The 13,152-nt window shown below is 64.2% G+C and carries 10 protein-coding genes and 1 pseudogene; 8 read left to right on the top strand and 3 right to left on the bottom strand.

The features are described from left to right. Nucleotides 1–129 precede the first annotated feature (129 nt). The 7 genes and pseudogenes from ASD12_RS11550 (at nt 130) to ASD12_RS11525 (ending at nt 8,841) form a co-directional block, all read left to right on the top strand. On the top strand, nt 130–1,551 hold the full coding sequence (locus ASD12_RS11550; protein ID WP_056585503.1) for a pyridoxal-phosphate dependent enzyme: 1,422 nt from the start codon (nt 130–132) through the stop codon (nt 1,549–1,551). Continuing rightward, the gene (locus tag ASD12_RS11545; RefSeq protein ID WP_056585501.1) at nt 1,548–2,729 is read left to right on the top strand and encodes a PLP-dependent aspartate aminotransferase family protein; all 1,182 of its coding nucleotides are present in this window, start codon (nt 1,548–1,550) and stop codon (nt 2,727–2,729) included. The genes ASD12_RS11550 and ASD12_RS11545 overlap by 4 nt, the downstream gene beginning before the upstream one ends. A gap of 92 nt (nt 2,730–2,821) precedes the next feature. After that, nucleotides 2,822–3,793 (top strand): GlxA family transcriptional regulator, encoded by a 972-nt coding sequence (locus tag ASD12_RS11540; protein ID WP_056585499.1) that lies wholly within the window; start codon nt 2,822–2,824, stop codon nt 3,791–3,793. A gap of 319 nt (nt 3,794–4,112) precedes the next feature. Then, nucleotides 4,113–5,408, top strand: coding sequence for a Xaa-Pro peptidase family protein (locus ASD12_RS11535; RefSeq protein ID WP_056585497.1), 1,296 nt, complete (start codon nt 4,113–4,115; stop codon nt 5,406–5,408). After that, the gene (locus ASD12_RS11530) at nt 5,405–6,085 is read left to right on the top strand and encodes an isochorismatase family protein (protein WP_056585495.1); all 681 of its coding nucleotides are present in this window, start codon (nt 5,405–5,407) and stop codon (nt 6,083–6,085) included. Before ASD12_RS11535 ends, ASD12_RS11530 begins: the two co-directional genes overlap by 4 nt. Nucleotides 6,086–6,096: 11 nt before the next feature. Continuing rightward, nucleotides 6,097–7,043 (top strand): annotated as a pseudogene (locus tag ASD12_RS33025) (alpha/beta hydrolase). Between the two features lie 157 nt (nt 7,044–7,200). Beyond that, on the top strand, nt 7,201–8,841 hold the full coding sequence (locus tag ASD12_RS11525; RefSeq protein ID WP_056586774.1) for an ABC transporter substrate-binding protein: 1,641 nt from the start codon (nt 7,201–7,203) through the stop codon (nt 8,839–8,841). Nucleotides 8,842–9,487: 646 nt separating this feature from the next. On the opposite strand, the gene ASD12_RS34590 is transcribed toward ASD12_RS11525, so the two are convergent. Both ASD12_RS34590 and ASD12_RS11515 read right to left on the bottom strand, forming a co-directional pair. Continuing rightward, the gene (locus ASD12_RS34590; protein ID WP_056585493.1) at nt 9,488–10,000 is read right to left on the bottom strand and encodes a hypothetical protein; all 513 of its coding nucleotides are present in this window, start codon (nt 9,998–10,000) and stop codon (nt 9,488–9,490) included. Between the two features lie 127 nt (nt 10,001–10,127). Continuing rightward, nucleotides 10,128–10,781, bottom strand: a complete 654-nt coding sequence (locus tag ASD12_RS11515) for a hypothetical protein (RefSeq protein WP_056585490.1) — start codon at nt 10,779–10,781, stop codon at nt 10,128–10,130. Nucleotides 10,782–10,897: 116 nt separating this feature from the next. On the opposite strand from ASD12_RS11515, the gene ASD12_RS11510 reads away from it, so the two are divergent. Continuing rightward, nucleotides 10,898–11,086: a hypothetical protein gene (locus ASD12_RS11510; protein WP_024504101.1), complete on the top strand. Its 189-nt coding sequence runs from the start codon at nt 10,898–10,900 to the stop codon at nt 11,084–11,086. Between the two features lie 145 nt (nt 11,087–11,231). On the opposite strand, the gene lepA is transcribed toward ASD12_RS11510, so the two are convergent. Then, a complete protein-coding gene (gene lepA, locus ASD12_RS11505) occupies nt 11,232–13,037 on the bottom strand; it encodes a translation elongation factor 4 (protein ID WP_056585488.1) in 1,806 nt (601 codons plus the stop codon). Nucleotides 13,038–13,152 lie beyond the last annotated feature (115 nt).

Raw genomic sequence — 13,152 nt, 5'->3', positions numbered from 1 at the left:
CCCGGAATTTCATTCCTCATCTGGCCAGTTCATTGGCACGATCTGTCTTCTTTCCGACTGCAAAGGACTGGAAAAGAGGATACGCTGCCGCTCTGCCACGAGGCGGTCGCTTGGTCATGGAGCATCGATATGAGCGAGCACGAGATCGCAGCACCCGACGAATTGTCCCGCCTGCGTCCGCCCTACAAATCGGTTCTCGACCTGATCGGCCAGACGCCGGTCGTCGAGCTGACCAAGTTCGACACCGGCAAATGCCGGCTGTTCATCAAGCTCGAAAGCCAGAATCCCGGCGGCTCGATCAAGGACCGCATCGCGCTGTCGATGATTGCGGCGGCCGAGCGGAAGGGAAAGCTCAGGCGCGGCGGCACCATTGTCGAGGCGACCGCGGGCAACACCGGCCTTGGCCTTGCCCAGGTCGGCATCCCCAAGGGCTATCGCATCGTGCTGGTCGTGCCAGACAAGATGTCGCGCGAAAAGATCCAGCATCTGCGCGCGCTCGGCGCCGAGGTGCGCATGACGCGTTCCGATGTCGGCAAGGGCCATGCCGAATACTATCAGGACATGGCCGAGAAGATCGCGGCGGAAACGCCCGGCGCCTTCTATGCCAACCAGTTCGCCAACCCGGCCAACCCGCTGGCGCACGAAACCACGACCGGTCCGGAAATCTTTTCGCAGCTCGACGGCGATGTCGACGCGGTGGTCGTCGGCGTCGGCTCCGGCGGCACGCTGACCGGGCTTGGCCGTTACTTCGCGAAAGTGTCGCCGAAGACCGAGATGATCCTGGCCGATCCGGTAGGCTCGGTGCTGGCGCCGCTGATCAAGACCGGCAAGATGGAAGAGGCCGGCAGCTGGACCGTGGAAGGCATCGGCGAGGATTTCGTACCGCCCAATGCCGACCTGTCGCTGGTCAAGAAGGCCTATTCCATCCCGGACAAGCAAAGCATGCTGGCGGTGCGCGACCTGCTGTCCAAGGAAGGCATCCTGGCCGGCTCGTCGTCGGGCACGCTGCTGTCGGCGGCTTTGCGCTATTGCCGCGAGCAGACGGTGCCTAGGCGCGTCGTCACCTTTGTCTGCGACAGCGGCAACAAATATCTGTCGAAGGTGTTCGACGATTTCTGGCTGGCCGAGCAGGGCCTGGCCGAACAGGAGCAGCATGGCGATCTGCGCGATCTGGTGATGCGCTCGCACCGCACCGGCGACACGGTCTCCGTCGGCCCGGACGAAAGCCTGCTCAACGCCTATGGCCGCATGCGCCGCTCCGATGTCTCGCAGTTGCCGGTGCTCGACAATGGCAAGCTTGTCGGCATCGTCGACGAAAGCGATATCCTTGCTCATGTCGACGGTCCTTATGAAGGCCGCTGGGAGCGCTTCAACGGACCGGTGCGCACGGCGATGACCTCCAATCTGCACACGCTGCAGGCCAGCCAGACGCTTGACGCGCTGCTGCCGGTGTTCGACCGCAACGAGGTCGCCATCATCTTCGACGGCGACGAGTTCGTCGGCCTGATAACCCGCATCGACCTGATCAACCATTTGAGGCGCGCACGATGAACACCAAGACTTCACAGTCGGGCAAGAACCGCCTTGCCTTCTCGACGCGCACCATCCATGGCGGCCAGAGCCACGACCCGCTGACCGGCGCGGTAATGGTGCCGATCTACGCCACCTCGACCTTTGCCCAGCAGTCGCCCGGCGTGCACAAGGGCTTTGAATATGCGCGCAGCCAGAACCCGACGCGCTTTGCCTTCGAGCGCGCCGTGGCCGACCTCGAAAGCGGCTCGGCCGCTTTCGCCTTCGCCTCCGGCCTGGCCTCGATCGCCACCGTCCTCGAACTGCTCGATTCCGGCGCCCATATCGTTGCCACCGACGACATCTATGGCGGCTCCTTCCGGCTGATGGAGCGGGTGCGGAAACGCTCCGCCAATCTGCAGGTCTCGTTCGTCGATTTCACCGATCTGGCCGCCGTGGAAGCCGCGATCCGCCCCGAGACGAAAATGCTCTGGGTCGAGACCCCGACCAACCCGCTGTTGCGCATCGTCGACCTCGAAGGCGTCGCGGCCCTCGCCAAGCGCCATGGGATTTTGTCGGTCGCCGACAACACCTTCTGCAGCCCCTATATCCAGCGGCCGCTGGAACTCGGCATCGACATCGTCGTGCACTCGACGACCAAATATCTCAACGGCCACTCCGACATGGTCGGCGGCGTGGCGATAGTCGGCGACAACAAGGATTTGGCCACGCAGCTGAAATTCCTGCAGAACGCCATCGGCGCCATTTCGGGCCCGTTCGACAGTTTTCTGGCGCTGCGCGGTCTCAAGACTTTGGCGCTGCGCATGGAGCGTCATTCCGCCAATGGTCTCAAGATCGCGCAGTGGCTGGAAGCGCGCCCCGACGTGCGCCGCGTCATCTATCCCGGCCTCGCCAGCCACCCGCAGCACGATATCGCCAAGCGCCAGATGCATGCCTTCGGCGGCATGATCACGGCGGTGCTCGACCGCGACCTCGCCGGCACCAAACGTTTCCTCGAACGCACGCAGCTGTTCACGCTCGCCGAAAGCCTCGGCGGGGTGGAAAGCCTGATCGAGCACCCGGCGCTGATGACGCATGGCTCGATTCCGGCCGAGAAGCGGGCGGAGATCGGCATATCGGATTCACTGGTGCGTCTGTCGGCGGGGATCGAGGATGGCGATGATCTGATCGCGGATCTGGACCAGGCGCTGGGGGGTTAGAAGCTCAAATCAACTTGCTGACTTCGCATGATGAACTGACCGGCCAACGACCGAATTGACGCCGAACCCCATCTGCCCGAAGTTCAGCGCCCATGGCCACGCGCGAACCACCCAAACCGACCGAAACACCCCTCACCTTCGCGGTGCTGGTGTTCCCCGGCTTTCCGATGATGGCGTTCAGTTCCGTCATCGAGCCGCTGCGCGCCGCCAATATCCTGGCCAAGCGGCAGTGCTATCGCTGGATCATCGTCGGCGGCACGAAGGGATCGGTCGAGGCCTCGAACGGCGTCGTCATCCAGCCGGGCTTCTATGCCGAGGATGCTCCCAAGGTCGACCGCATCGTCGTCTGCTCGGGCGGCGATGCCGATCACCTCGTCGCCGAGGATGCGGCAAGCTGGATCCGCAAGAGCCTGCGGGGTGGCGCCCATATCGGCGCGGTGGCGGATGCGGCGTTCTTCCTGGCGCGGGCCGGCCTGCTCGACGGCCATGCCTGCACCTTGCACTGGACCAGCCAGGCGGCCTTCACCGAGGCCTTCCCCAACATCGAGCTCCGGCGCGACCTCTATGTCATCGACCGCAAGCGCTTCACCTCGGCCGGCGGCGTCGGCAGCCTCGACATGATGCTGGAGATCGTCACCCGCGACTACGGCGCCGAGCTTGCCGCCGGTGTCGCCGAATGGTTCGTGCACAGCCAGCTGCGTTCCAGCATCGACCGCAAGATGATGCCGCTTCGCCTGCGCACCGGCGTCCAGAACGAACTGGTGCTGTCGGCCATCGCCATCATGGAGGAAGCGGTGGAAGAACGGCTCGGCATGGCCGAGCTGACCGCGAAGCTCGGCGTCTCCTCCGACAAGCTCGAACGCTCCTTTCGCTCCGAACTCGACATCTCGCCCAATGGCTACTACCGGCGGCTCAGGTTGAAACGCGCCGCGGATCTCCTGGCGCACTCGACACTCGCCGTGCGCGACGTCGCGCTCGCCTGCGGCTTCGCCTCGATGTCGAGTTTTGCCCGGGCCTTTCGCGAGGAGCATGGGCATCCGCCGAAGCTGGCGAGGAGGCATTAGCTTGCGCTCGCTGACGGGTGGGACGTTGGCGGGACAGCGCCCCCCCTCTGTCCTGCCGATCTCCCCCACATGGGGGGAGATCGGCTGTCACCGGCGCTTTCGCCAATCGCCAGAATTGAAGAGTGAAGCGTGGCGGGCGACGCTGCCAATCTCCCCCCTCGTGGGGGAGATGCCCGGCAGGGCAGAGGGGGGCGCGAAGGATCGCGGCGCAACCGACTTGCCAGCGGCATCCCGCACAACACACGCGGTTTTCCGCACAATGCTTCCGCGTCTCCTGCGCCATGCTCCGGCCTCGCAACCCAGCCAAGGCCGCACACCCATGAGCATCGTCGTTTTCGACCCCGACAGCACCGAGGACGTGGACTTCAAGGACCGCATGCGCCATCCGGCCGCCGCGGACCCGGCCGGCGGCATGTGGCTGTCGGACACCGAGCCGTCCTTCATCGACCCGGATGCCTTGCGCAAGGGCCGGCTGGCCAAGCTGCGCGGCTGGATGCGCGAGGCCGGCTATGGCGGCGTCGTGCTGTTCGATCCCTACAACCAGCGCTACGCCACCGGCTCGCGCAACATGTTCGGCTACTTCCTGCGCAACTCGACCCGCTATTTCTTCATTCCGACCGACGGCCCGATCGTGCTGTTCGAATACCCGCAGAGCTACCATGTCTCGATGGTGCTCGACACGATCGACGAGGCGCGGCCTTCCAAGCTCGTGTGGTCGTCGGTGTCAGGCCGCGACGACGAAACCGCCGGCCCCTTTGCCGACGAGATCGCCGAGCTTTTGAAGCAGCACGGCGGCGGCTCGATGAAGCTCGGCCTCGACCGCTGCAGCCATCTGCAGGCGCTGGCCCTGGAAAAGCGCGGCTGCGAGGTCAAGGATTGCCAGGGCGAAATCCTGGCCGTGCGCGCGGTCAAGACGCCGGAGGAAGTCAAATGCCTGCAGGTATCGATGGCCGGCGCCGAGGCCGCCGTCTACGCCGTGCGCGAGGCGATCAAGCCCGGCGTGTCCGAAAACGACCTGTTCGCCATCATGTATGGCGAGGTGATCCGCCAGGGCGGCGAGTTCATCGAGACGCGGCTCTTGACCTCCGGCCAGCGCACCAACCCATGGTTCAACGAGGCCAGCGGCCGCAAGATCCGGCCCGGCGAACTTTTGGCGCTCGATACCGACACCATCGGCTGCTACGGCTACTATTCCGATTTCTCGCGCACCTTCCGCTGCGGGCCGGGCAAGCCGACGCCTTACCAGAAATCGCTCTACCGCATGGCGCATGACCAGGTTCAGCACAACATATCCATCGTCAAACCCGGCATGGCCTTCCGCGAAATTGCCGAGAAGGCCTGGAAAATCCCGGATCGCTTCGTCGACCAGCGCTACACCTCGGTCATGCACGGCGTCGGCATGCATGGCGAAACGCCGTTCATCGCGCATGCCATGGATTACGAGACCTATGGCCGCGACGGCCATATCGTGCCAGGCATGGTGGTGAGCGTCGAAAGCTATATCGGCGAAAAGGGCGGCCGCGAGGGCGTCAAGCTGGAGGACGAGATCCTGATCACCGACACCGGCACCGAACTCCTGTCGCGCTTTCCCTATGAGGACGAGTTTCTCGCGTGAAGGCTCCCATCGCTATCAAGCGCGGCACGGTGGCCGCTGTTTTCATCGACCTGCAGGAGGAGCACCGGCAGGACAAGCGCTACCTTGTCGACGGCTTTGCCGGCGTCCTCGCCCACGTCCAGCGCCTGCAGGCGGCGGCGCGGCAAAACCATGTGCCGCTCTATCACTGGGCCTACATCGTCGATCTCGACAGCCAGGACCGGCCGTTTCATCCTGTCGGCGAGGACGGCAAGTCGGTCTTTTCCGACAAGAGCGATCCGCTGACCGAGATCTGCCCTGAGGTGGCGCCGATCAAGGGCGAGGCGCTGCTGGTCAAGGCCGAGGCCAGCGCCTTCCGCTCCGGCCCGGCGGCCCGCGACATCAAGTCGGCCGGCATCGAATGGCTGGTTGTATCAGGCGTGTGGACCGAGGCCTGCATCGACGCCACGGTCAAGGATGCGGTGGCCAAGGGCTTTCGCGTGCTGCTGGTCAAGGATGCCTGCGGCAGCGGCAGCGCCGCCATGCACCAGACCGGCATCCTCAACCTCGCCAACCGGCTCTATGGCGGCGCCGTCACCGACACCGACGGCGCCTGCCGGCTGCTGGCCGGCGAGACCGTCAGCGTCTGGCAGGTCGAAGGCTCGGTGCCGCTGCGCTTCAGCTTCGACAACGCGGCCGCGCTCTACGCCGATCTATGACCGCCGAAAGCATGACTCGCGGCAAATACGAAACAAGGCTCGACCCCGCTCTGTGGGCCTATATCGACGCCGTCAACGCCTGGTATCCGCCCGAAATCCTCGGCCTGCCGATCGACAAGCAGCGTGCCGTCTATGACAGGATGAGCCGGGCCTTCCACCAGGGCCGCCCGCCCGGCGTCAAGGCCAGCGACGGCCTGATCGCCGCCGCCGGCCGCGACATCCCGGTGCGGCGCTACCAGCTTGCCGGCGGGGCCGCGAGGGCCTTGGTGCTCTATTTCCACGGCGGCGGTTTCATCCTTGGCGGGCTGGAGAGCCATGACGACATCTGCGCCGAGCTCTGCGCCGGCACCGGTTTCGACGTGCTGTCGGTCGACTACCGTCTGGCGCCCGAGCATCTGCATCCGGCCGCCTTCGACGATGCCGTCACCGCCTTCGAATGGGCAGCCGCGACCACCGATCTGCCGCTGGTGCTGTGCGGCGAAAGCGCCGGCGGCAATCTGGCGGCTGGTGTGGCGCAGGCGACGCGCCGCCATGTCAGCGCCGCCATCGGCCAGGTGCTGATCTATCCCGGCCTGGGCGGCGACGAGACCGCCGGCTCCTACATCGAGCATGCCGAGGCGCCGCTGCTGTCCGTGGCCGACATCGCCTTCTACCGCGACGTCCGCTCGGCCAAGCGGCAATCACTGGACGACCCGACCTTCTCGCCTTTGCGCGACACCGACTTCTCCGGCCTGCCCCCAACGGTGATCGTCACCGCCGAATGCGACCGCTGTCGTCGGACGGCGAGGCCTATCGCGACCGCATTCTGGCCGCCGGCGGCAAGGCCTGGTGGCACGAGGAAAAGCGCCTCGTGCACAGCTTCCTGCGCGCCCGCACGACCCTGCCGGCGGCGGCGGAAGCGTTTGCGCGGATCGTGGCGGCGGTGGCAGCGCTGGGCCGGGGTGAGTGGCCTTACTGAGGTGCCGCCGGCGGAGCGCCGCACAATCACTGCGGAAAACCGAACACTCCCCACCGTCACGCCGCTTTATCATCGCCCCAGGCAATGGCGTCCCGGCGGTCGCGTCCGCCCCCGCGTCTGTCGATCGGCCGGGGCGCCCAACAACAGGGGAACGACGATGAAATTCATGCTGACCGACCGCAAACTGCACCCGAAGGCCAAGCCCGTCGCCGACGATTTCAAGACCGGCGGCATCAACCGCCGCGAGTATCTCGCTTTGATGGCCGGCCTCGGCGTCAGCGCTGCCGGCGCGCTGGCGCTGGGCGGCCTCGGCCCCACCCCTGCCCGCGCGGCGGAACCGAAGAAGGGCGGCGTCTTGCGCGTCGCCATGAACGTCAAGGGTTTCAAGGACCCGCGCACCTTCGACGGCGTCGAAATGTCCAACGTCGCCCGCCACTGCAACGAATATCTGGTGCGCTGGAACACCGACTTCTCCTTCGAGCCCTGGCTGCTCGAGAGCTGGGAGGCGAGCGACGACGCCAGGACGCTCACCTTGCATGTGCGCAAGGGCATCTCCTGGTCGAACGGCGATGCCTTCAACGCCGACGATGTCATCCACAACCTCACCCGCTGGTGCGATGCCTCGGTGCCCGGCAATTCGGTCGCCGCGCGCATGGGCGCGCTGGTCAATGCCGACACCAAGAAGGTCGTCGACGGCGGCATCGCCAGGGTCGACGACTTCACCATCAAGCTGAACCTGCCAAAGCCCGACATTTCGCTGATCGCCGGCATGGCCGACTATCCGGCGCTGATCATGCACCGCTCCTACGAGGGCGACGGCGATCCCCTGAAGGCGCTGGCCATCACCACCGGCCCCTGCGAGCTGGTCAGCTGGGATGCCGAGACCGGCGCCGAGGTGAAGCGCAAGGACAAGCCCTGGTGGAAGGGCGAATTCCACCTCGACGGCATCAAATGGGTCGACTACGGCTCCGACCCCAACGCCATGCTGTCGGCCTTCGAATCCGGCGAGATCGACACCGACCACGAGACCGCCTCCGATGCCGTCTCGCAGACCGAGCAGATGGGGCTGATGAATTCCGAGATCGCCACCGGCTCGACCATCGTCGCCCGCTTCAATGTCGGCAACGCGCCCTATGACGACGCCAGGGTGCGCCGCGCCGCCCAGCTCGCCGTCGACAATTCCGCCGTGCTGGCTCTCGGCCTCGGCGGCCGCGGCAAGCCCGCCGACAACCACCATGTCGGCCCCATGCACCCCGAATATGCCGATATCGGCCCGGCCAGGCGCGACGTCGACCAGTCTAAGAAGCTTCTCGCGGAGGCCGGCAAGGCCGACCACGAATTCGAGCTCATCTCCGTCGATGTCGAATGGCAGAAGAGCACCGGCGACGCCATCGGCGCGCAGATGCGCGAGGCCGGCCTCAAGATCAAGCGCACCGTGCTGCCCGCCGCCACCTTCTGGAACGACTGGAGCAAATACCCCTTCTCCTGCACCGAATGGCTCGGCCGCCCGCTCGGCGTCCAGGTGCTGGCGCTGGCGTATAAATCGGGCGCTGCCTGGAACGAGAGCGCCTACGCCAACAAGGAGTTCGACGGGCTGCTCGACAAGGCGCTGGCCATGCCCGACGCCAAGGCGCGCAAGGAGATCATGGCCAGGATCGAACAGAATCTGCGCGACTCAGGCATCATCATCCAACCCTACTGGCGCTCGGTCTACCGGACGTACCGCAAAGGCGTCGAAGGCTGCGAACAACACCAGGCGCTGGAGCAGCACTTTGAGAAGGTGTGGATTGAAAGCTGAAGCGCCGGCGCTTTAGACCTTCCCACAAGGGGAGAAGGCAACGCGCGTCAGCGCCCGGGGGCGGCGCGGGACGCGCCGGCATCTGCCGCCCGCGCGCTTCGCCAGATCCCACATTTCATGTACGGCGCAAAACGTGCGGCGCCGGGCGGTGGACCACTGCGGCCACAGGGCGCATGGTTCCGCTGTCGCTGGCCACTGTATGGGCGATGGTCAGCGTGCTCCCGCCCCCGTTGGGAGCAATGCAATGGAGTACCCCAGCGGGCCGCCGCTTACCTTCATGCGTTGCGAAGGGCATTCAAGACATCCATCGCCGAACGCCTCATCCCCGAGGCGCAATGGGGTCGGCACGCCACGTCCATGGTCCGTGAGCTTACCGACAAGGCGCATGTCGACTCAGGCCTCGTCGCCTGGATCATTCGCAGGTGAAGCAAAAATGGCCGACGCGAATGCCGGTGAGGCAGTTGCCTGAGCCCGCGCCGGCCACTGGCGAACTGATTAAGGTCCGCCGCCCGAGTTTTCTACCGCTCCGAGTCTGCGCGATCAACCAACTCAGGGTTGGTGCGGACCGTATTAACCCGTCCCGTTGCGTCATTGAAAAAGGCGCCGTCCGGCGACAACGCCTGTCAATGCACGCGTCCTATCCAGCTCACCGGGCAGGCCTCAGCAGCGTCCAGATCCAGCCGACGAAGGTCAGCACCAGGAACGGATAGCCGGCGGCGGGCAGCGGCGACGAGGTCGGCAGCAAGGGCGCGCCCCACAGGATCATGCAAGCTGAGACGACAAACAGCCCGGCGGCAACGAGCGCGGTGAGCCGCATCCACAGGGCAAAAGTGTTCGGCACGCTGACCATGACCAGCGCTGCCGCCCAAAGCGAGATGCCGCCGACATAGGAAGGCACGCTGGCCTCCAGCCCCGCGGCATTGCCGGCCAGCAGCAGGCTCTCGCCGGCAAGGAAGGTCAGGAATCCGGCCGCCACGCAGTCATTGCCCAGCCGCTGATACTTCATCGTCAGCAGCGCGGTCGCCACCACCAGTGCCACGCCGTCGATCGTCCAGAGTGTTTCGCGCAGCGGAGCGCTGGCGACGAAGGTGCCGGCGAGGCCGAAAGCGCCACCGATGGCTAGGCCGATCGCGGCGATGGTGTCTGAAGTGGAGCGCATTTGATGTCTCCCCAAGCCGCGGAGGATACTCCCAGGCGGGGCGTTCTCAAGGGGGGCGCGAGCGGAAAGCGGCGGAGGTGTCGAGAGACCACAAGCCCTCTGCGCTGCCGTCCGAAACTGGGCGAATTTAATTTGCTCGTGTAGTGAACAGTAGACTTGTCAATGGTTGCCCAGGCACGTTGATCGTTGGCGTTTTTTGAACGTCGTATTCAATGCCAGCCGCCTGCAGAGCTGCGATAAGGGTTTTTGCGTCCTCAGTAAGTGTATCTCCAGCATGCGATTGGACGGCTATTCCGGTGGGCGGTGGATTGCCCAAACCCAAAACGCTGCCCTCCATCAAGTTCCAACCCAACCTTCTAAGTAAAACGCCAAACTGGGCGTAGATTTTACCGCTCTCGGAGCTACCCATGTCCTTGATCAACTGGATAGAGCCCGACTTGTTGCTGAGTTGGGCGGAAAGGATTCTCGATTGCTCTGGATCAAGAATTCTTGGTTCCAGCGCGGCAAGTCGCCTCTCTAAGGCAGAAATCAGGTTCCGAGCTTCGTCAGGCGTTGCGCCATTCAACTTAGATTGGTAGTCGGCGATCTTTTCGTCTTTTGCAATATGCCGACTTTCCAATGTGGCAATGTCACTTCGCAGATTTGAGATCGTCCTATTCAGCCATGCCCGCCCGATAGCTATACCGCCGCCGCCGATAATGATGACCATAGTGACGAACACCCAAGGCGCTTGCGTCACCACGGCCCAGTTATCTTTGAGAAATTGAACCGGATCGCCCATGCACAATTTATATCAGTGCAGCTATGATTCGTCACCGCGTCCTCGACCTGGCCACAGAGTACGTGATTTGCGCTGCGAATCGCGATACGTTCACCATCTGTTCAAAGGAGGCCACGATGGCTAAGAACACAGGTGACGACTACCGTAGGGGTGCGGTGACTGGCAGAACTCAATTCCAGCATGAGAATGGTGATTGGCAAAAACGTGACGAGCGAAACGGTCAGTTCATGGAGCGTAAGTCCACGGAAGGGCCCTTCAAAGGTGTTGCAAAAGAACCTGACGGTCGGGATACCAAGAATTCTTGATTTCTGACGCGGCTAACCTCCACCGCGCAGCGTCAGCGCCGCGCTGGCGGGGGGCCCGCTGCCTCCGGCAGCTCCCCCGCTTTCGAAGCCTGCCATCGATCCACCGGATCGATGACTTGGCGCGCTTTGCGCGCCAACCGGCTTCTCAATCGCCCATCTTAAGCGCCTGGATAAACGCCTCCTGCGGGATATCCACCTTGCCGAACTGCCGCATCCGCTTCTTGCCTTCTTTCTGCTTGTCCAGCAGCTTGCGCTTGCGTGAGACGTCGCCGCCGTAGCATTTGGCGGTGACATCCTTGCGCAGCGCCGAGATGGTTTCGCGGGCGATGACCTTGCCGCCGATCGCGGCCTGGATCGGGATCTTGAACAGATGGTTCGGGATCAGCTCCTTCAGCTTCTCGCACATCTGCCGGCCGCGCTTTTCCGCCGCCGTGCGGTGCACCAGCATGGACAGCGCGTCCACCGGCTCCTCATTGACCAGGATCGACATCTTGACGAGGTCGCCTTCCTTGTAGTCGGTGAGGTGATAGTCGAACGAGGCGTAGCCCTTGGAGATCGACTTCAGCCGGTCGTAGAAATCGAAGACGACTTCGTTGAGCGGCAAATCGTAGATCAGCATGGCGCGCTTGCCGACATAGGAGAGGTCCGCCTGGATGCCGCGCCGGTCCTGGCAAAGCTTCAATATGCCGCCGAGATAGTCGTCGGGCGTCAGGATGGTGGCGCGGATCCACGGCTCCTCGATGGCCGAGATCTTGACCACGTCGGGCATGTCGGCCGGGTTGTGCAATTCCTTCATCGAGCCGTCGGTTAGAGCCAGCCGGTAGACGACTGATGGTGCCGTGGCGATCAGGTCGAGGTTGAACTCGCGCTCCAGCCGCTCCTGGATGATTTCCAGATGAAGCAAGCCAAGGAAGCCGCAGCGATAGCCGAAGCCGAGCGCGGCGCTGGTTTCCATTTCAAAAGAGAAAGAAGCGTCGTTGAGGCGCAATTTGCCGACCGCGGCGCGCAGGTCCTCGAAATCGGCGGCGTCGACCGGGAACAGGCCGCAGAACACCACCGGCTGCGCCGGCTTGAAGCCGGGCAGCGCCTTGGCCGTCTGGCGCTTGTCCTCGGTGATGGTGTCGCCGACGCGGGTGTCGGCCACTTCCTTGATCGAGCCGGTGAAGAAGCCGAACTCGCCGGGGCCGAGCTCGTCGACATTGATGCGGGCAGGGGTGAACACGCCGGTGCGCTCGACCAGGTGCTTGGCGCCGGTGCCCATCATGCGGATGGTCTGGCCCTTTTTCAAAACACCGTCGATGACGCGCACCAGCACGATGACGCCGAGATAGGCGTCGTACCAGCTGTCGACCAGCATCGCCTTCAACGGAGCCGAAGCGTCGCCTTCGCGCGGCGGCGGCAATTGGTGGACGATGGCCTCCAGCACGTCGGGAATGCCAAGCCCGGTCTTGGCCGAGATCAGGACGGCGTTGGAAGCGTCGATGCCGATCACCTCCTCGACCTGCTCGCGGATGCGCTCGGGCTCGGCGGCCGGCAGGTCGACCTTGTTCAGCACCACGACGATCTCGTGGTTGTTGTCGATCGCCTGGTAGACATTGGCCAGCGTCTGCGCCTCGACGCCCTGAGAGGCGTCGACGACCAGCAGCGAGCCTTCGCAGGCGGCGAGCGAGCGCGACACTTCATAGGCGAAGTCGACATGGCCGGGCGTGTCGATCAGATTGAGGATATAGTCCTCGCCATTGTTGGCGTGGTACTTCAGCCGCACCGTCTGCGCCTTGATGGTGATGCCGCGCTCGCGCTCGATGTCCATCGAGTCCAGCACCTGCTCCTTCATGTCGCGCAGCTCCAGCCCGCCGGTCAGCTGGATCAGCCGGTCGGCAAGCGTGGATTTGCCATGGTCGATATGGGCGACGATGGAGAAATTGCGGATGTGGTCGAGGGGCGTGCTCATGGCGCGCGTTTAGCAGGGGCGGCTTGCTGCGGCAAGCGGTGCGCCTTTGCCGGAGCAAGCGCCGCCGGCGCTTGTCGCGTATTTCGCGCTTTTCGCGAAAAGTCGATAAATTTTA

Origin of the sequence: Mesorhizobium sp. Root102, from assembly GCF_001425625.1 — a bacterium.
Classification (GTDB): domain Bacteria; phylum Pseudomonadota; class Alphaproteobacteria; order Rhizobiales; family Rhizobiaceae; genus Mesorhizobium.
Note: the sequence above shows the minus strand (reverse complement) of the source record. Positions and strands in the feature narration are given on the sequence as shown.

What these genes read in the sequence shown, in the direction of transcription:
- ASD12_RS11550 (WP_056585503.1), top strand. Translation starts at nt 130, where the DNA reads ATGAGCGAGCACGAGATCGCAGCACCCGACGAATTGTCCCGCCTGCGT.
- ASD12_RS11545 (WP_056585501.1), top strand. Translation starts at nt 1,548, where the DNA reads ATGAACACCAAGACTTCACAGTCGGGCAAGAACCGCCTTGCCTTCTCG.
- ASD12_RS11540 (WP_056585499.1), top strand. Translation starts at nt 2,822, where the DNA reads ATGGCCACGCGCGAACCACCCAAACCGACCGAAACACCCCTCACCTTC.
- ASD12_RS11535 (WP_056585497.1), top strand. Translation starts at nt 4,113, where the DNA reads ATGAGCATCGTCGTTTTCGACCCCGACAGCACCGAGGACGTGGACTTC.
- ASD12_RS11525 (WP_056586774.1), top strand. Translation starts at nt 7,201, where the DNA reads ATGAAATTCATGCTGACCGACCGCAAACTGCACCCGAAGGCCAAGCCC.
- ASD12_RS34590 (WP_056585493.1), bottom strand. Translation starts at nt 10,000, where the DNA reads ATGCGCTCCACTTCAGACACCATCGCCGCGATCGGCCTAGCCATCGGT.
- ASD12_RS11515 (WP_056585490.1), bottom strand. Translation starts at nt 10,781, where the DNA reads ATGGGCGATCCGGTTCAATTTCTCAAAGATAACTGGGCCGTGGTGACG.
- ASD12_RS11510 (WP_024504101.1), top strand. Translation starts at nt 10,898, where the DNA reads ATGGCTAAGAACACAGGTGACGACTACCGTAGGGGTGCGGTGACTGGC.
- lepA (WP_056585488.1), bottom strand. Translation starts at nt 13,037, where the DNA reads ATGAGCACGCCCCTCGACCACATCCGCAATTTCTCCATCGTCGCCCAT.